Origin of the sequence: Streptomyces sp. NBC_00358 (assembly GCF_036099295.1) — a bacterium.
Taxonomy (GTDB): domain Bacteria; phylum Actinomycetota; class Actinomycetes; order Streptomycetales; family Streptomycetaceae; genus Streptomyces.
Window position 1 is genome coordinate 8,295,923 of the sequence record NZ_CP107976.1, and the last position, 17,386, is coordinate 8,313,308.

16 protein-coding genes are annotated in these 17,386 nt (G+C 71.4%); 10 read left to right on the plus strand and 6 right to left on the minus strand.

Going from position 1 to position 17,386, the window contains the following annotated elements; translation table 11 throughout:
* Positions 1-257: 257 nt before the first annotated feature.
* Complete coding sequence (locus tag OHT01_RS35515) at positions 258-404, minus strand: hypothetical protein (protein WP_328557210.1); 147 nt, start codon at positions 402-404, stop codon at positions 258-260.
* A 458-nt stretch (positions 405-862) separates the two neighbouring features.
* Between OHT01_RS35515 and OHT01_RS35520 the strand changes: the two genes are divergently transcribed.
* Positions 863-1,999 carry an FAD-dependent oxidoreductase gene (locus OHT01_RS35520; RefSeq protein WP_328557211.1) on the plus strand — a complete coding sequence of 379 codons (1,137 nt, stop codon included), beginning with the start codon at positions 863-865 and terminating at the stop codon, positions 1,997-1,999.
* 275 nt (positions 2,000-2,274) lie between these two features.
* Here OHT01_RS35520 and leuA read toward each other — a convergent pair whose 3' ends face one another.
* Entirely contained in the window at positions 2,275-4,074 is a 1,800-nt protein-coding gene (leuA, locus tag OHT01_RS35525; protein WP_328557212.1) for a 2-isopropylmalate synthase, read from the minus strand.
* Between the two features lie 190 nt (positions 4,075-4,264).
* On the opposite strand from leuA, the gene OHT01_RS35530 reads away from it, so the two are divergent.
* Together OHT01_RS35530 and OHT01_RS40260 are read left to right on the plus strand one after the other, a co-directional pair.
* Positions 4,265-4,954, plus strand: a complete 690-nt coding sequence (locus tag OHT01_RS35530) for a FadR/GntR family transcriptional regulator (RefSeq protein WP_328557213.1) — start codon at positions 4,265-4,267, stop codon at positions 4,952-4,954.
* Complete coding sequence (locus OHT01_RS40260) at positions 4,951-5,364, plus strand: alpha/beta fold hydrolase (RefSeq protein WP_443043487.1); 414 nt, start codon at positions 4,951-4,953, stop codon at positions 5,362-5,364. The genes OHT01_RS35530 and OHT01_RS40260 overlap by 4 nt, the downstream gene beginning before the upstream one ends.
* Here the strand turns inward: OHT01_RS40260 and OHT01_RS35535 are convergent.
* The 3 genes from OHT01_RS35535 to OHT01_RS35545 are packed head-to-tail and all read right to left on the minus strand — an operon-like array spanning position 5,318 to position 7,615.
* Positions 5,318-6,151, minus strand: a complete 834-nt coding sequence (locus OHT01_RS35535; RefSeq protein WP_328557214.1) for a fumarylacetoacetate hydrolase family protein — start codon at positions 6,149-6,151, stop codon at positions 5,318-5,320. The genes OHT01_RS40260 and OHT01_RS35535 overlap by 47 nt on opposite strands.
* Before the next feature lie 10 nt (positions 6,152-6,161).
* Complete coding sequence (locus tag OHT01_RS35540; RefSeq protein WP_328557215.1) at positions 6,162-7,043, minus strand: fumarylacetoacetate hydrolase family protein; 882 nt, start codon at positions 7,041-7,043, stop codon at positions 6,162-6,164.
* Complete coding sequence (locus OHT01_RS35545; protein ID WP_328557216.1) at positions 7,040-7,615, minus strand: carboxymuconolactone decarboxylase family protein; 576 nt, start codon at positions 7,613-7,615, stop codon at positions 7,040-7,042. Before OHT01_RS35545 ends, OHT01_RS35540 begins: the two co-directional genes overlap by 4 nt.
* Before the next feature lie 130 nt (positions 7,616-7,745).
* Between OHT01_RS35545 and OHT01_RS35550 the strand changes: the two genes are divergently transcribed.
* The 7 genes from OHT01_RS35550 (at position 7,746) to OHT01_RS35580 (ending at position 16,472) form a co-directional block, all read left to right on the plus strand.
* The gene (locus tag OHT01_RS35550; protein WP_328557217.1) at positions 7,746-8,504 is read left to right on the plus strand and encodes an SDR family NAD(P)-dependent oxidoreductase; all 759 of its coding nucleotides are present in this window, start codon (positions 7,746-7,748) and stop codon (positions 8,502-8,504) included.
* A 10-nt stretch (positions 8,505-8,514) separates the two neighbouring features.
* The gene (locus OHT01_RS35555) at positions 8,515-9,294 is read left to right on the plus strand and encodes an SDR family NAD(P)-dependent oxidoreductase (protein WP_328557218.1); all 780 of its coding nucleotides are present in this window, start codon (positions 8,515-8,517) and stop codon (positions 9,292-9,294) included.
* 1 nt (position 9,295) lies between these two features.
* Positions 9,296-10,579: an amidohydrolase family protein gene (locus OHT01_RS35560; protein ID WP_328557219.1), complete on the plus strand. Its 1,284-nt coding sequence runs from the start codon at positions 9,296-9,298 to the stop codon at positions 10,577-10,579.
* Positions 10,576-11,352: an alpha/beta hydrolase gene (locus OHT01_RS35565; RefSeq protein WP_328557220.1), complete on the plus strand. Its 777-nt coding sequence runs from the start codon at positions 10,576-10,578 to the stop codon at positions 11,350-11,352. The genes OHT01_RS35560 and OHT01_RS35565 overlap by 4 nt, the downstream gene beginning before the upstream one ends.
* A complete protein-coding gene (locus tag OHT01_RS35570) occupies positions 11,349-12,821 on the plus strand; it encodes a glycoside hydrolase family 43 protein (protein ID WP_328557221.1) in 1,473 nt (490 codons plus the stop codon). Before OHT01_RS35565 ends, OHT01_RS35570 begins: the two co-directional genes overlap by 4 nt.
* A gap of 82 nt (positions 12,822-12,903) precedes the next feature.
* Entirely contained in the window at positions 12,904-13,866 is a 963-nt protein-coding gene (locus OHT01_RS35575) for an alpha/beta hydrolase (protein WP_328557222.1), read from the plus strand.
* Complete coding sequence (locus OHT01_RS35580) at positions 13,863-16,472, plus strand: family 78 glycoside hydrolase catalytic domain (RefSeq protein WP_328557223.1); 2,610 nt, start codon at positions 13,863-13,865, stop codon at positions 16,470-16,472. The genes OHT01_RS35575 and OHT01_RS35580 overlap by 4 nt, the downstream gene beginning before the upstream one ends.
* Here OHT01_RS35580 and OHT01_RS35585 read toward each other — a convergent pair.
* Positions 16,462-17,283: an IclR family transcriptional regulator gene (locus OHT01_RS35585; RefSeq protein WP_328557224.1), complete on the minus strand. Its 822-nt coding sequence runs from the start codon at positions 17,281-17,283 to the stop codon at positions 16,462-16,464. The two genes, OHT01_RS35580 and OHT01_RS35585, sit on opposite strands and share 11 nt — an antisense overlap.
* Positions 17,284-17,386: the final 103 nt, after the last annotated feature.

Consider the following 17,386-nt stretch of genomic DNA (forward strand, 5'->3'; position numbering starts at 1 on the left):
CGTGGGTGGGACCGTCCGCGGCGACGGTTGCCGCGACACCGGGACCCGACCCGGGAGCGCCGCACCGCGCGGGGAAGAGAGTGCCACCGCGCGGAGGAGTCGACAAGACTCATGGAAGAATTTGCTGCAAGTTTCTACAACCTATTTCAGCTCGCTGTCGCCGCACCGCACCCCGAGCTTCGAGGGGAAGCCTGGACATCCGCGTCCCGCACACACCCGGCACGCCGACCGATGCGCCTGATCTCCACGGGACGACGTCAACGGAGCATGGCCCGGACGAGGCCGTCGACAGCCGCATGGTTGTCGCCGTCGGCGTCGATCACCGGACGGGTGACCGTCTCGGCCCGCAGGATGTCGGCGTACGGCCGCCAGATGTCGGCCACCTGCTCGACGGCGTAAAGCACACGCGCATCCTGTGGGCCGCCGTGACCTCGCTCGGGACATCCCCCAGGCCGAGCCGGACGTCGTGGAGCCTGCGTGGGTGGATCTGAGCCCCCGGGACGAGAAGCACCCCCTGACCTGCGGTGTACCGAAGTGCCAGCTATCTCTCTGATTCCGGGCCTCGACATGCTGGAGCCAGTTGGCATCAGCGCAGGTCACGAACGTTGCCCAGTGCCAACTATCCGTCCTGGTCACAGCGCGTGCGACGAGGGGGTCCGTGGCGCCTGCGGCACGGCACTGGTTTCCTCATTCGAGCGTTGGGCGAACGGCGGCGTGTCGACGGGCACAGGGGGCCGGCGGCGGAGACCCGGCCGGTTCGCTCCGGGCTGACGGCTGATAGAAAGTTGCAGGTCGGACCGGAAAACTTCGGAGCGTCCGGTTGCCCGGTCGGTCCGGACCGTTCACCAAAGGATCGAGCATCGTGTCTTCTCGTCGAGTCGTCGTCATCGGTGGCGGGGTCATGGGTTCGTCCGCCGCGTGGCGGCTCGCCGCCCAGGGTGACCGCGTCACCCTGCTGGAGCGCTTCCCGCCCGGCCACGACCGGGGCAGCTCGCACGGCACCTCGCGGATCTTCCGGCTGGCCTACACGGATCCCTTCTACGTCGGCCTCGCCGTGCGGTCGCTGCCGCTGTGGCGGCGGCTGGAGCAGGAGACGGGACGGCAGGTGCTCACCCTCACCGGAGCCGTCGACCACGGCCCGGCCGCCACGACCGAGGCACTGTACGAGGCGCTGACCGTCGCCGGACACCCTGCCGAGCGGCTGGCCCCGGAGGAGGTCGCCGAGCGCTGGCCGGGGCTGCGCGCCGACACCGGTGCGGTCTTCCACCCGGAGGCCGGACGCCTGCACGCCGACGAGGCGGTCACCGCCTTCCAGCAGGCGGCGCGGGCGCACGGCGCGGAGGTCAGGCACGGCGTCCGGGTGACCGGGCTGTCGGTGCACGGCGACGCCGGGGTCCGGGTGGTCACGGACACGGAGGAGGAACTGCGCGCCGATGCGGTCGTGGTCGCGGTCGGCGGCTGGGCGCCCGGAATGCTGGGCGGCGGTACCGCTCCGCCGGTCGGCGGCGTGCCGGTGCTGCGTGTCACCCAGGAGCAGCCCGCGCACTTCCCCGCGGCGGACGCGCTCACCTGGCCCAGCTACATTCACCACCCGGGCGCCGCGCTGCCCGTGGACGGCCTCACCGCGGACGGGGTGTACGGACTCGGCAGCACCGACGGCGTCAAGGCGGGCTTCCACGGCGTCGGCCCGGTCGTCGACCCCGACCGGCGCGACCGCACCCCGGACGCCGCGATCCTGCGAGAGCTGGCGGCGTACGCCGAGCGCTGGCTCCCCGGCGTGGACCACACCGCGCCCGAGGCCGTGACCTGCCTGTACACCACCACCCCCGACCATGACTTCGTCATCGACCGGCAGGGCCCGGTCACCGTGCTGGGAGGGTTCTCCGGGCACGGCTTCAAGTTCGCGTCGGTCATCGGCGAGCTGGCGGCCGCGCTGGTACGCGGAGAGCCCGGACCGAGCCGGTTCGCGCTCGGACGCCCACGTCCCACGCGTCACTGAGCCGTCCCCGAAGAAGGGGCACCCCCCCCACCAATTTTCACCGGCGTAGGGCCGGGCGACCCGGCCGCTTGTCCCGTCCCGCCGCGCCCGCGCACCGAGGATCCGCTCTCGCTCGACAACCCGGTGCGATCGGTGGTGGTGGTCCTGCCCGCGCCGTCGGGGCCGGGCAGGGCGCAGCCGCTCGCCGGTCCGTACGGTCGGCGGCACGTCGCTCAGGATCGCGCCGCCGTCGCGGACGGGCTCCACGTCCTGCGCGTGGAGTACCGGTGCCGTGGTCACGAGGAGGCCTGTTCGCAGCGGTTGACGGCGGCCATGACCGCGTGGACCGACGCGGTCAGGACGGAGGTGTCCCAGCCCGCGCCCCAGCAGGTCACGCCGTTCACACGGCACTCGGCGTAGGCCACGGCGGGGCTGCCCGGCCCGGTGCCGGTGGAGTGCTCGGTGTAGCCGAGGATGTCGACGCTGACGCCCACGGTCCGCAGGGCGTCGGCGAGGGCGGACAACGGTCCGTTGCCGGTGCCGTGGCAGGAGTGCTCCTGCCCGCCGGTGCGCAGGGTGCAGGTGAACCGGTGCTCGCCGGGGGCGGGTTCCGTGGCGTTCCAGGAAGCAAGAGCGACCGGGCCGTCCAGAGCCGGGGCGATGTAGGTGGTGCGGAAGAGCTCCCACAGCTCCTTGTGGCTCAGCTCCTGGCCGGTGGAGTCGGTGACGTGCTGCACAGTGCGGGAGAAGTCCGGGCGCATCGACGGGGGCAGGTTCAGCCCCTGGTGGGTGTGCAGGAGGTGGGCGATGCCTCCCTTGCCGGACTGGGAGTTGATACGGATGACCTCCTCGTAGGTACGGCCGATGTCACCCGGGTCGATGGGCAGGTACGGCACCGCCCACGGCATCTCCTCGGCGGCGACGCCCTGTTCGGCGGCCTGCTCGGCGTGATGGGCCAGGCCCTTGGCGATGGCGTCCTGGTGGGTGCCGGAGAAGGCGGTGTGCACGAGGTCGCCGCCGTAGGGGTGGCGGGGGTGGACCGGCAGCCGGTTGCAGTGCTCCACCACCTCGCGCACCGCGTCGATGTCGGAGAAGTCGACCATCGGGTTCACGCCCTGCGCGTACAGATTGAGGGCCAGCGTCACCAGGTCGACGTTCCCGGTGCGCTCGCCGTTGCCGAACAGGCAGCCCTCCACACGCTGCGCCCCCGCCAGCACGGCGAGTTCGGCGCAGGCGACGCCCGTGCCGCGGTCGTTGTGCGGGTGGACGGAGAGGATCACCGAGTCGCGGCGTGCCAGGTGGCGGTCCATGTACTCGATCTGGTCCGCGTACACGTTGGGCGTGGCGATCTCCACGGTCGCGGGCAGGTTGTGGACCACCGGCCGGTCGGGGCTCGCCTCCCACAACTCGGTCACGCTGTTGCAGACCTCCAGGACGAAATCCGGCTCCGTGAGGTTGAAGACCTCGGGGGAGAACTCGAACCGGATGTCGGCGCCCGGCCGCTGTCCGGCCTTGCGCATCAGGTGGCCGGCGGCGTCCAGGATCAGCCGGTGGACCTCGGCGCGGGAGCGGGCCAGGACGACGTTCCGCCAGGTGGGCGCGGTCGCGGTGTAGAGGTGTACGAGGGTGTGGGGGAGGCCTTCGACGGAGGCGACGGTCCGGTCGATCAGGTCTTCGCGGGCCGCGGTGAACACGGAGATGGTCACGTCGTCGGGGACGGCGCCGCTGTCGGCCAGGTGCCGTACGAAGTCGAAGTCGGTCTGGCTGGCGGACGGGTAGCCGACCTCGATCTCCTTGAAGCCCATGGTGACCAGGAGGTCGAACATCCGGCGCTTGCGCTCGGTGTCCATCGGCTCGGCCAGTGCCTGGTTGCCGTCGCGCAGGTCGACCGGCACCCACAGCGGGGCCCGTTCGATCCGGCGCGAGGGCCAGGTGCGGTCCGTCAGGGGCAGAGCGACCCGCTGGTGCGCGGGCTGGTAGCGGTGGTGCGGCATCGCGCTCGACCGCTGGGGGTTCCAGCGCGGCGCGTCCGCCGGGACGTCACCGGCGGGAGTGCGCAGGGTGGGAAACGCCGTGCTCTGAGAGGGAGCTGCCATGGTGTGCTGAACCTCTTTCGGTCGGCCATCGTGTGACCGGCGCAGCCCCGTACCCCGCTGCGGGGTGCCGGTCGTGTCAGGCCCCGCAGCGGCAGCCGAGGAGAAGGAGCTCGTGCGGCAGCATGCGAGGTACAGTAGCGACAACTCAGCTCCTCAGACAACCTGAGGGGTGAAGGAAGGTGAACCTCATATGTCACTGGGTGCCTTGCGGCCGTCCCCCTTGGTCGAACAAGCCACGGAACACCTGCGCGAGCAGATCACCGGCGGCGAGTGGCCCTTGGGGACGAAGCTCCCCGGCGAGACCGCCCTCGCCAAGTCCCTCGGCGTGGGGCGCTCCACCGTTCGCGAGGCCCTGCGCGCACTGGCCGGCGCGGGACTGGTGCAGGCACGCCAGGGATCCGGGGTCTTCGTCATCGCGACCGAGCCCAGGGAGGACTGGTCCACCCGACTCCGCCAGGCGGCCATCACGGACGTCTACGAGGTGCGGATGCTCATCGAGGTCGAGGCCGCGCAGCTGGCCGCGCGGCGCCGGACCGAGGACGACATCACCGCCCTCCACGAGGCCTTGGCCACGCGCCGTGACGCCGCGAACGCCGGCAACGCCGAGTTCGTCGGGGCCGACATCGCCCTGCACCAGGCAGTGGTCGCCGCGGCCCACAACCCTGTGCTCACCAGCCTGTTCACCGAGTTCGTACCGGTGCTGCAGCGACGGCTGCTCGATCTGGTCGAGTTGCTCAGCCTTCGCTCCGACGATCCGAACCACGGCGACGCGGGGCACGCCGACCTGGTGAACGCCGTCGTGCAGGGGGATGCCGAGGCAGCCGGACGAGCGCTGCGTGACGAGCTCCAGCAGACCCTCGCCCAGCTCCACTCCCTGTGATCCGTGTCGTCGTCCGTCGTTTTCCCGGAGAGCGGACGGCATGCGCGCAGTATCCGGGGCGTGGAAAACCGGGGGCGCGAGCTTCTCTTCACACCGATGTGCGCGTCCTCGCGGACCAGGGGCCCGACGTGCTCGCCCCGGTCCGCGGGGACGGACCGCTGGTCCCCTTCGGCCACAGCCTGGGAGCGGCGGTGGCCTACGAGGTCGTCCGGCGCATGCCCGACCGGTGCCGACTCGTCCCGGTGGCCCCCGGGCATCCCTCCCCTTCGCGCATCAGGCTGCCCGCGTGTCGTAGCCGCGGTCCGGACTCCGGCGAAGCGGACCCGCGCCGGCCTTCTGGGTGGCGGCCGGCGCGGGGCGCGTTCAGCGGAAGGTCTGGCGCATCTCGCCCAGACCGTCGATCCGGCTGACCAGCACGTCGTCGGGGCCGAGGAACCGCTGCGGAACGCGACGGTTGCCCACCCCCGCCGGGGTCCCGGTGAAGATCAGGTCGCCGGGGAAGAGCGGGCACACCGCACTGATGAACTCCACCAACCGCGGAACGGAGAAGATCATCTCGCTGGTGCGCGCCGCCTGGACGCTCTCGCCGTTCAGCAGGCACTCGATCGCGATGTCGTCCCGGTCCGGCAGCTCGTCGGGGGTCACCAGCGCCGGACCGGTCGGGCCGAAGCCCGGATACGACTTGCCCAGCGAGAACTGCGGTGGTTTGCCGGTGAGTTGGAGGACGCGCTCGGAGAGGTCCTGCCCCACGGTGAGCCCGGCCACGACCTCCCAGCCCTCGCTCGCCGGCACCCGATGGCAGGACGCGCCGATGACGGCGACCATCTCCAGCTCCCAGTCGACATTGCCCTTGGGCAGTTCGACCTCCGCGGCCGGGCCGACGACGCAGCTCGGGAACTTGGTGAAGAGCAGAGGGATCTCGGGCGGGACGTAGCCCGCTTCGGCGGCGTGCGGACGGTAGTTCAGCGCCACCGCGAAGACCTGGCGCGGTCGCGGGACCGGCGCGTCCAGATCGGCGGTCCGGTACGGGCTCGCCGCGGGCAGCTCGGCGCTCGCGGCCCAGGCCCGGAACCCGGTCCAGTCGGTCAGGACGTCCATGGGGTCCGGGCCGAAGCGCCCCGAGGAGGCGTGGGCGATGTCGACCGCGCCGTCCTCGGTGAGCAGGACGGCCCGGTCGGAAAGCGTGGCCAGTCGCATCTGTTCCGCCTCAGTTCGCCGGGCCGTAGAGGTCGATGGAGAACGGCTCGGTGTCGTGCGCGTCCTTCCAACCGACCACGTGGTTGCGCAGCGTGCCGACGCCCTCGATCTCCGCCTCGATGCGGTCACCGGGCTGGAGGTAGAAGTCGAACGGGTTCGGCTGCACGGCGGCGACACCCGAGATCGTGCCGGTGGTGATGATGTCACCGGCCGTGTAGCCCTGGGCCGAGTGGTAGGCGACCAGGTGCGGGATCGAGACGATCATCTTCTGGGTGTTGCCGGTCTGCCGCCGCTCGCCGTTGACCCGGAGCTCCATCGCGAGCGCGTGCGGGTCGGGAACCTCGTCCTTCGTGACGATCCAGGGACCGATGGGGCAGAAGGTGTCGATCCCCTTCGAGAAGGAGAAGACGCCCGACTGCATCTCGCGGCGCTGGATGTCACGCGCGGTGATGTCGTTGAAGACCGTGTAGCCGGCGATGTAGTCCTCGGCCTCCTCCGGGCCGAAGAACTTTCCGCTCTTGCCGATCACGATGGCCAGTTCGAGTTCGTAGTCGAGCTCCTTCGTGAGCCCCTCGGGGTACACGATCGGCTGGTCGGGACCGATGATCGCGTCGACGTTCTGGAAGAAGACGATCCCCTTGTGCACCGGGTGCGACCAGTCGACGGCGGTCAGCTCGTCGTGGTGGTCGGTGAAGTTCCCGGCGGTGTGGAAGAACTTCTTGGGCACGATCGGCGCCCGCAGGGTGACCTCCCCGAGCGGGAAGCGGCGCCCGGTCTCCTCGGCCTCCCCTTCCCGCTCGAAGTAGTCGCGCATCGACGGGACGTCGAGCTCGACGACGGACTCGCCGTCGATGTAGCCGACCTGGCCGTCGTTGAAGGTCACGAGTTTCATGCGGAGTCTCCTGGTGGTCCGACGCGGAAGACGCGCAACTGCAGCGCGAGCGTTGCGTAGTAGCCCACCAGGGTGGTGAGCTCCACCACCGCCTCGATGCCGTTCAATGAAACGGCCCGGTCGAAGACGGCGTCGTCGGCGTCACCGCTCGCGACCAGGACCCGCACCAGATCGAGGGCCGCCGCTTCGGCCGGGTCCGGGAGCTCGGGCGCCGTGCCGGCACCCACCGCGGCGATCTCCGCGTCGGTCAGACCCGCGGCCCGGCCGATCGGCTCGTGGGCGTAGCGCTCGAAGGCCGAGTCCCAGTGGGCCGCGACCGCGAGGATGGCGAGTTCGCGGATTCGGCCGCTGAGCGAGGTCCGGTAACGGATCGCCGAGCCCAGCTCCTGGAGGGCCGCCCCGACTCCGGGTGCGAACAGCATCGCGTTGAACGGGCCGTTGAGTCTTCCCTCCGTGTCGGTGAGGGCGAAGAGCTGGGGACCTCCGGCGCGGGGCCCTCCGGTGATCGCGTCATAGAGGGGGCGTTGGTCGAGGTCGAGTTCATCTGGGGTGAGGCGGGGCAACCGAGTCATGGTGCCGAGTGTCGTGCGCGCACCGGAGTGCAGGCGGTGCCGTGCCGAGCAATGGCATCGAATGTCCGCACGTTCCAATGATTGGAACGAACGTAGTGCGGATCACACGCCATCGCCTTACATCCCTCGCATGGATGACTGGCTCGGACTTGATCATCGCGCGGCCCTGGTGGCCGGTGCCGGCGGTATCGGCGCGGCCGCGGCCCTCGGCCTCGCCCGGCACGGTGCCCGCGTGACCGTCACGGATGTCGACGAGGAGCGACTCGCCGCCCTCGCCAAGCAGGCCGTGGAGGCGGGACTCTCGATCGAGACCCGTGCGGCCGACCTCACCGACCCGGGGAGCGCTCGTTCCGCGGTCGACGAGAGCGCCGCGACGATGGGCGGCCTCGACGTCTTCGTGCACGCGGTCGGCATCAACGACCGCCGCCCGGTGCTGGAGACGCCCGACGACGTCTGGGAGCGGATCATCGACGTCAACCTCAAGAGCGCCGTGTGGACCGCCCAGGCGGCCGGCGCCCTGATGGTGTCCGGCGGCTACGGCCGGATCGTCCTGCTGTCCTCGGTCTCCGGACTGCTCGCGCACGCCAACCACGCCCCGTACGCCGCCACCAAGGGCGGGGTCAACCAGCTCTGCCGCGTCATGGCTCGCGAATGGGCGCCGCACGGCGTCACGGTCAACGCCGTCGCGCCCGGATACACCGAGACCGACCTGACGCGCGCCTACCTCGACAGGCCCGGCATGCGCGAAGGCATGGTCGGTCTCGTTCCGGCCGGCCGGCTCGGCACCGCCGACGACGTCGTCGCACCCCTGCTCTTCCTCTGCTCCACGCAGTCCGCGTTCGTGACGGGTCACGTCATGTACGTCGACGGCGGACGCACCCTCGTCTGAAAGGCAGACCATGAATCTTCCGCAGCGCTTCACCGACAAGGTCGTCCTGGTCACCGGCGCCGGCACCGGCCTCGGCGCCGAGATCGCCGTCCGGGCGGCCCAGGAGGGCGCCGACGTGGCGATCCACTACCGCAGCTCGAAGGCCGGCGCACGCCGTACGGCCGACCGGGTCGAGGCCGAGGGACGCAAGGCCTTCCTCGTCCAGGCCGACATCGTCGAATGGGCGCAGATCACGCGCATGGCCGACGAGGTGTGGGGCCACTTCGGCCGGGTCGACGTGGCGATCAACAACGTGGGCGACATGGCCAGCGACCAGATGTCCTGGCGTGAGATCACCGAGGAGGCGATCGACCACACACTCGCCGTCGACCTCAAGGGCACCCTGGTGTGCACCCACGAATTCGGCTCCCGGATGCTGGAGCAGCCCGGCGGCGGCTCGATCGTCAATGTCGGGTCCACGGTCGTCGTCCGGGGCAGCGCACGGGCTCCGCAGTACGCGGCCGCGAAGTACGGCATCCTCGGCATCACCAAGTCCTACGCCCAGGCGTTCGCGCCCAAGGTGCGGGTCAACACCTTCGCGCCCGGATTCATGGAGACCGAGCGCATGCTCAACCGTGAGGACTACAAGAACGGACGCGGCGAGAAGCTGCGGGAGATGACCCCGATGCACCACATCCCGAAGCCCGAGGAGATCGCCGGCACGGCACTCTTCCTCGCGACCGCGGACGCCCAGCACATCACCGGCAGCTACTTCGTCGCCGACGGCGGCTACAACATGATCGGGGCCTGAGATGTCGGAGCAGCGCATCCTCTTCGTCGACGGCAACGTCTTCGACGGCTCGGGCACCCCGGCCGTCCGTGCCGATGTGGTCGTCCGGGGCGAGACGATCGAGGCGGTCGTCGTCGGCGGTGGCGTGGAGAGGCGACCGGGCGACCGGATCGTGGACTGCACCGGCAGGACGGTCATGCCGGGCATGACCGAGTCGCACTGCCATCTGACCTTCCCCTCGGCGGTCGGGCACATCGACACCTCCTTCAACCCGCCGCTGGACGTCAGCTTCTTCCACCACATGCCGACGCCGGACGAACACCTGGAGATCGCGAAGCGCAACGCGCGCATCCTGCTCGACCAGGGCTTCACCAGCGCCTACTCGGCCGGCTCGCTGACCCCCGTACCGACCGAGGTGATCCTCCGCGACCAGATCGAGGCAGGCGCCGCGGTGGGACCGCGGATGCGTGCCGCGTCGTTCGAGCGCGACAACAACCCGGTGCAGATGGGCCCCGACGGCCCCCGTGAGCAGAAGACGGGGCCGGACGCGGTGCGCGCGTTCATCCGCGAGCAGGCCGCGATCGGCTTCGACAGCGTCAAGCTGCTGATGAGCAACGACGACGTCTTCTTCGAGGGCGGGTCGATGGTGACGCAGTACAGCGCCGAGGAGGCGCGGGCCGCCGGTGAGCAGGCGCGCGAGTCCGGTGTCTGGCTCAACTGCCATGCCCAGAACCCCGAGTCGATCAAGCGGGCGGTCACCAGCGGCTTCCGCTCGATCTATCACTGCTCCTACGCCGACCAGGAGGCCATCGATCTGCTCGACGAGGCGAAGGACTCGATCTTCCTCTCGCCCGCCGTCGGCATCATGTGGGCCAACGTCCATGAAGGCGAGGAGTTCGGGATCGACACCGCGATGGCCCAGAAGATGGGCTCGGTGAAGGCGCTCGACGCGATGACGGAGCTCTACCCCGAGCTCCGCAGGCGCGGCCTGCGCGTGCTGCCGGGCGGCGACTACGGCTTCCCCAACAACCCCATAGGCCGCAACGCCCGCGACCTCGAACTCTTCGTCAGGCTCTTCGGCTACAGCCCGCTCGAGGCACTCAAGGCGGCCACCTTCCACGGCGGTCAGGTCCTCGACCTCCCGGTCGGCCTCCTGGCGCCGGAGTACCTGGCCGACATCCTCGTCGTGGACGGCGACCCGACGAAGGACGTGACCGTGCTGCAGGACGCCGGGAACCTCGTCGCCATCGTGCAGGGCGGCCGGTTCCACAAGGGTGCGGAGCAGCTCACGAGCGGTGCGGCATGAGGCGGTTCGACGACGTCGAGTACGCCGTGATCCCTGGCTTCCGCCCGCTCGAACTCGACCTGTACCTGCCCGACGCGGTGTCCGCGGCGGATGCCGTCGAGGTGCCGGTCATCGTCCACGTGCACGGCGGTGGGTGGCGACGCGGTTCGCGCCGTCACCCGCTGCCGCGCCTGGGTGAGGACTTCTACCCCGCGATGGTGCGGGCGGGCTTCGCGGTGGCGGCGATCGACTACAGGCTCAGTGGCGAGGCGACCTATCCGGCCGCGGCCGACGACGTCCGCGCCGCGGTCGCCGCCGTCGCCGGGATCATGGCGTCCCGCGGGGTCGGCGCGGGGCAGGTGTTCCTCTGGGGCGACTCCGCCGGCGGGCACCTCGCCCTGCTGGCCGCACTGACCGGCTCCCCCGTGGCCGGAACGGTCGCGTGGTTCCCGGTCACCGACCTGACCGCCATGCCCGACCCCGACGATCCGCGGACGCGCGAGGCGCTCTTCCTGGGAGCACCCGCCGCGAAGGTCCCGGACCTCGCCCGCGAGGCCGGCCCGATCAGTCACGTGCGTGCCGACGCGCCGCCCGTGCTGGTCATGCACGGCGACAGCGACACGATGGTGCCCACCGCGCAGAGCGTCGACTTCACCGCGGCCCTGACCGCGGCGGGAGGGTCCGCGCAGTTGGTGCTCGTGCCCGGCGCGAGCCACTTCTGGGACGGCGCGGAGGATGTGACCGCCCTGCAACAGCAGTCGCTCGCCTTCTTGCGGACGCTCGTCACGCCATGACCCGTCCGCTGATCCCGGGGTTCAACCCGGACCCCAGCGTGGTGCGGGTCGGTGACGACTACTACCTCGTCACCTCGTCGTTCGAATACCTGCCGGGCCTGCCGGTCTACCACAGCACCGATCTGCGGGACTGGCGCCAGATCGGTCATGTGGCGACCAGGCCGGAGCAGGTCGAACTCGATCGGATTCCGACGCCCGGCGGAGTCTGGGCCCCGACACTGCGCCACCGCGACGGCCTCTTCCACCTCATCGTCACCGTCTTCCTCGGCGGCCGGGGCTGCGTCGTCTTCACGGCGACCGATCCGGCCGGCCCGTGGAGCGACGGCGTGAGCATCCCCGCCGTCGACGGGATCGACCCCGATCTCGCCTGGGACGACGACGGCACCGCCATCGTCACGTTCGCCCGCCATCCCGACCCGATCCAGCAGGTCCGCGTCGACCTGACGACCGGCCGGGCCATCGACACACCCCGTGCGGTCTGGGCCGGCAGCGGCGGCTACTCGCCCGAGGGCCCGCACCTGTACCGGCGTGGCGCCTGGTGGTACCTGGTGGTCGCCGAGGGCGGCACGGACCGCGGCCACGCCGTCACGGTGGCCCGCGCCCGAAGACCGGACGGACCGTTCGAGAGCTGCCCGGGCAATCCGGTCCTCACCGCCGCCGGCACCGGCGGGCCGGAGCAGAACCTCGGCCACGCCGACCTGGTCGAGACCGACTCGGGGACGGCGCTCGTCTGCCTCGGGGTCCGGCCGGTGGGGCTGGCGCAGTCGTTCTCGCCCCTGGGCCGCGAGACCTTCCTGGCCGACGTCGACTGGGCCGACGACTGGCCGAGCGCGCGGCTGACCGAGTTGCCTCCGGTGCCGGACGAGGAGGTCACGTACGACCTCGGCGCGCCGGACGCGCTGACCGACCCGGTGTGGATCGCCGTACGCCAGTTGCCGGCCGCGGTCGCCACTCCCACGCCGGACGGACTCCTCATCCGCCGCACTGCCGCTCACACCGGGCTGGACGGCCCACGACCGGCCTTCGTCGGGCGGCGGCAGCGGCATCCGGGTGCCGTCGTGAGCGCTGTGCTCGACGTCCGGGAGGGCCGCGGGGGCCTCGCCTTCCGCAACGCGGAGGACAACCTGGTGGCGCTGGAAGCCCGGGCCACCGCGACCGGGGTCGAGGTCGAGGCGCGGGTGGTGGTGGCGGGATTCGACCGGACCTGGCACGCCACCCTGCCGTGCGGGGACGTCGAGCTCACCATCGCGTCGGCGCCGCCGCCCTCCGACTTCTCCGCCGGTGCGGTCGGGGGCGACCGGATCCGGTTGACGGCCCGGGTGGGCGACGACGACGTGACGCTCGCCGAACTGGACGGCCGGCACTGGTGCTTCGAGACCGCCAAGGCGTTCACGGGCCGGGTCGTCGGGCCGTTCGCGACCGAGGGCGCGGTCCGGGTCCGCCGGCTCCGGTACTCGGGCCGGTCCTGACGTTCCGTTCAGCCGGTCCCGGCGTTCCATTGAATGGAGCGGCCAGGTGACGTGGATCAACGCGACCGGAACGCTGCGACGCATGCCGATTCATCCTGAGACCCTCCAGCGCTTCGCGCACATCGAGGGTGTTCCCAGCATGCAAGCCTTCTTCGAGGACCCGCAGTACGCCGAGCGGCGGGTCGCGTTCGAGTCCTGGCCGGACTACGAAGTCCCCGACGTCGCGGTTCGCGCGGCACGGGCGCCCGGGCCGCACGGTCCGGTGCCGGTACGGATCTACGGCGAGCGTCCAGGGGCGACCGGGCGTCCCGCACTCGTGTGGATGCACGGCGGCGCCTTCATGATGGGCGACCTGGACATGCCCGAGGCGGACTGGACCTCGCGGGAGGTCGCGCAGCGCGCCGACGCGGTCGTGGTCTCGGTCGACTACCGGCTGTGCCAGAACGGCGTGCACTACCCGGTGCCCCACGACGACGTCGTGGCCGCGGTGCGCTGGGTCCGCGAGAACGCGGCCGAACTGGGCGTCGATCCCGAATGGATCTCCGTCGGCGGGGCCAGCGCGGGCGCCAACCTCGCCGCCGGAGCCGCCCTGAAGCTGCGCGACGAGGACCGCCGGCCCCCCGCCCACCTGATCTTCGCCTACGGCGTCGCGCACGCGGTGCTCCCGCCGCTCGGTCCCGAGCTGGCCGGGCTGATGAGCCAGGTGCCCCAGGTGTTCCACTTCCCGCCGGAGGCGCACGGCTTCCTCAACCAGAACTACCTCGGCGGCCCGCTCAGCAAGGCCGACGGATACGCCTTCCCGATCCTCGCCGACCTGCGAGGGATGTGCCCGACGCTGGTGCTCAACGCCGAGTACGACGACCTGAGGGTCTCCGGCGAGGCCTTCGCGGCGGCGCTCGCGGCCACGGGCGTGGACGTGCGCCAGGTTTTGGTGCGCTCGATGATGCACGGCTACCTCAATCTCCCGGCCACGCTGGGGCCGACCGCCGACGCGCTGGACCTGATCGCGGCCACGGTCTGTCGGCCCGTGCCGGCCGGCGCATGAGCGCGCCGACCCCGCCCGCCGCGCTGGCCGTCGAGCACCTCGGTTCCCCGCTCGGGCTCGGTGAGCCCGCGCCCCGGCTGTCGTGGCGGCTCCCGGAGGGCACGCGCACCCAGAGCGCGTACCGGATCCGGGCGGAGTTCGGTGGCGTGGTGCACGACTCGGACTGGGTCGGGTCCGCCGAAAGTGTTCTTCGGCCATGGCCGTTCGATCCGGTCGGATCGGCGCTGCCGGTGAGCTGGCGGGTGCGGGTACGGACCGACCGAGGGGAGTCCGGCTGGTCGGCCGCGGCGGGCTTCGAGACGGGCCTGCTCGCCGCGGGCGACTGGACCGCTTCGTGGATCCGGCCCGGTGAACCGGATCCGCTCCCACAAGCCCCGCGCCCCGCCTACGAGTTGAGCGGGCACCTGACCATCCGTCAGCCGGTGCGCCGCGCCCGGCTGTACGCGACGGCGCACGGTCTCTACGAGACCTTCCTCGACGGGGTCCGGGTCGGCGACCTCGAACTGACCCCCGGGTACACGCACTACACCGCCCGGGTCCCGGTTCAGGCCTATGACGCCACCCCGCTGCTCCGGCCGGGGCCGGTCACCTGGACGGCGCTGCTCAGCGACGGCTGGTTCCGCGGTCAGGTCGGGATCTTCCGCGCGGTCGACCAGTGGGGTGAACGCACGGCGTTCCTCGCGCAGTTGCACGTGGAGTACGCCGACGGCACCACCGAGGTGTTCGGCACCGACACGGGCTGGGAGTCACGGCCGTCGAGCCTCCTCCGCGCCGACCTGATCGACGGGGTGTCCGACGACCGGCGGGCCACAGAAGCGGCCGGCTGGCGCCCGGTGGAGCCGGCCGGCCTGGGGTACGAGACGCTGTTCTGGTCACCGGCGCCACCGACGCGTCGCGTCGAAGAGCTACGGCCGAGCTCGGTGGTACGACGCGGCGGCGACCGGCAACTGGTCGACCTGGGCCAGAACATCAACGGCTGGGTCCGGTTGAGCAACCTCGGCCCGGCGGGCGGCGAGGTGACGCTCGTCCACGGGGAGGCGCTCGACAAGGACGGCGACCTCACCACCGACCACCTCGGACCGGCGGTGCCCTTCCTGCCCGCGCCGCTTCCCGCCGGACAGGTCGACCGCGTGGTCTCCGCCGGCCGGCCCGGTGACGTGTTCGAGCCGCGGCACACGACCCACGGGTTCCGGTACGTCGCCGTCGAGGGCCATCCCGACGATCTGACGCCGGAGGACGTCACGGGCGTCGTGGTGCACAGCGATCTGCGCCGCACGGGATGGTTCTCGTGCAGCGACGATCGGATCAACCGGCTCCACGAGGCCGCCGTGTGGAGCTTCCGGGACAACGCCTGCGAGATCCCCACCGACTGTCCCCACCGGGAGCGGGCGGGGTGGACCGGCGACTGGCAGCTCTACGCGCCGACGGCCGCGTTCCTGTACGACGTCGCCGGATTCTCGGCGAAATGGCTGGGCGACGTCGCGATCGAGCAGTGGCCCGACGGCACGATCGCCAACATCTCGCCGCACGGCCCGGCGGAGGGCCCGGACGGTCCCACCGGGCCGTTGCAGGGTTCGGCAGGCTGGGGCGACGCCGTCGTCATCGTGCCCTGGGAGCTGTACCGCGCGTACGGCGACGAGCGGATCCTGGCCGAACTGTGGCCGAACATGGTGCGCTGGGTCGGCCGGGCCGAGCGGATGGCCGCCACCGGCCGGCACCCCGGTCGCACCGGCCCCGAGGCGCCGCACGAGCGCCATCTGTGGGACACGGGCTTCCACTGGGGCGAGTGGCTGGAGCCGGGCAACGAGGTCGACGACTTCGGCGCCTTCGTCGCCGGCGACAAGAGCGACGTCGCCACGGCGTACCTCGCGCATTCGGCAGGGCTGATGGCCCGTATCGCCGAAGTGCTCGACAAGCCGGTGGAGTCGGCGCGGTACGCCGAACTCGCCGGTCGCGTCACCGCCGCCTGGCGTACGGAGTTCGTCGCCGCGGACGGCACGGTGCGTCCCGCCACCCAGGCCAACCTCGCGCGGGCGCTGACCTTCGGGCTCGTCCCCGAGGAGGCCGTGCCGAACGCCGTGGCGCAGCTCGTCGGCCTCGTCCGGGCCGCGGGCACCCATGTCGGCACCGGCTTCCTGGCGACGCCGTTCCTCCTGCCGGTGCTGGCCGAACACGGCGAGGCGGATCTCGCCTACGAGCTCCTGTTCCAGGACGGTCCGCCGTCCTGGCTGTACATGATCGATCGCGGGGCGACGACGCTCTGGGAGCGCTGGAACGGGATCGCGGACGACGGCACGCCCCACGAGTCGCTCAACCACTACTCGAAGGGGGCGGTGATCAGCTTCCTCCACCGTCACACCGCGGGGCTGAAGCCGCTCGATCCGGCCTACCGCCGCTTCCGGGTGGCCCCGCTCCCTGGCGGCGGTCTCACCGCTGCCTCCGCGGCGCTCGACTCGCCCTACGGGCGCATCGAATCGGCCTGGCAGCTCAGTGGCGGCCGGTTGCTCCTCGACGTCGTCGTGCCCCCGGGCACGACCGCCGAGGTCGTCCTGCCGAACGGTGAGGTGGATGTGGTCGGCCCCGGCCGGCACACCTTCACGAACTGAGTGCCGTCGGCGGCAGGGCCGCGCTGGGGGCGCCGAGGGCACGCGAGATGCCCTGCGCGGCGATTCTCACCGCGTAGGTGAGCCGACGTGGCTGCGCCTCGCGTTCGGGGAGCAGCACGCCGATCGCGGCGACCGCCTCGTCGCGCTCGTCGAAGATCGGCGCCGCCACCGCCACCAGCGTCTCCAGCTCGGTACGGCGGAAGATGGCCACCCGCTCCCGGCGCACATCGGCGAGCGTGCGCCGCATCGCCGAGGCCGGAATCAACACCTTGTCCGGCTCGCTGTGCAGCGGCCGCGCGAGCAGTTCGTCCTGCACCTCGGCGGGTGCGAAGGCGAGGAGCGCCAGCCCCATGCCGGTCGCGTGCAGCGGCATCTTGCCGCCGACGCGGTACCGCACCTGCACCGCCTTGTGCGCCGAGAGCCGCTCGACCAGCGTCGCCTCCAGACCGTCGCGCACCGCGAGCTGCACGTGCTGATGCGTGACCGCTCCCAGGTCGCTCATGAAGGGCAGAGCCGTCTGGCGCAGACCGTGACCGCGCGGGGCGAGCGAGGCGACCTCCAGCAGCCGCAGGCCGATCGAGTACCGGCCGGCTTCGTCCCGCTCCAGAGCACCCCAGGCGAGCAGCCGGTTGGCCAGCCGCAGCGTCGTGCTGACCGGAATGTCACTCAGCCCGCTCAGTTCGCGCAGCGTCAGGTGCCGCCGCGTCGCGTCGAACGCCTCGAGCAGCGACAGTGCCCGGTCGATGACGGGTTCTCCCTGCGGTGGGCGCTTGCCCCGGCGTGGGGCCGGGGCGGCCGCCGTCTCGCTCACGAATAACACCTTCCGATTAAGCGCGCGTTTCAATCAATGGCAATCATTGCTGACTTGTGTGACTGGCGCCACTCATTGTTCTCCCCAAGTCGGGCCAAGACCC

What these genes read in the sequence shown, in the direction of transcription:
- leuA (WP_328557212.1), bottom strand. Translation starts at nt 4,074, where the DNA reads ATGGCAGCTCCCTCTCAGAGCACGGCGTTTCCCACCCTGCGCACTCCC.
- OHT01_RS35530 (WP_328557213.1), top strand. Translation starts at nt 4,265, where the DNA reads ATGTCACTGGGTGCCTTGCGGCCGTCCCCCTTGGTCGAACAAGCCACG.
- OHT01_RS35535 (WP_328557214.1), bottom strand. Translation starts at nt 6,151, where the DNA reads ATGCGACTGGCCACGCTTTCCGACCGGGCCGTCCTGCTCACCGAGGAC.
- OHT01_RS35540 (WP_328557215.1), bottom strand. Translation starts at nt 7,043, where the DNA reads ATGAAACTCGTGACCTTCAACGACGGCCAGGTCGGCTACATCGACGGC.
- OHT01_RS35545 (WP_328557216.1), bottom strand. Translation starts at nt 7,615, where the DNA reads ATGACTCGGTTGCCCCGCCTCACCCCAGATGAACTCGACCTCGACCAA.
- OHT01_RS35550 (WP_328557217.1), top strand. Translation starts at nt 7,746, where the DNA reads ATGGATGACTGGCTCGGACTTGATCATCGCGCGGCCCTGGTGGCCGGT.
- OHT01_RS35555 (WP_328557218.1), top strand. Translation starts at nt 8,515, where the DNA reads ATGAATCTTCCGCAGCGCTTCACCGACAAGGTCGTCCTGGTCACCGGC.
- OHT01_RS35560 (WP_328557219.1), top strand. Translation starts at nt 9,296, where the DNA reads ATGTCGGAGCAGCGCATCCTCTTCGTCGACGGCAACGTCTTCGACGGC.
- OHT01_RS35565 (WP_328557220.1), top strand. Translation starts at nt 10,576, where the DNA reads ATGAGGCGGTTCGACGACGTCGAGTACGCCGTGATCCCTGGCTTCCGC.
- OHT01_RS35570 (WP_328557221.1), top strand. Translation starts at nt 11,349, where the DNA reads ATGACCCGTCCGCTGATCCCGGGGTTCAACCCGGACCCCAGCGTGGTG.
- OHT01_RS35575 (WP_328557222.1), top strand. Translation starts at nt 12,904, where the DNA reads ATGCCGATTCATCCTGAGACCCTCCAGCGCTTCGCGCACATCGAGGGT.
- OHT01_RS35580 (WP_328557223.1), top strand. Translation starts at nt 13,863, where the DNA reads ATGAGCGCGCCGACCCCGCCCGCCGCGCTGGCCGTCGAGCACCTCGGT.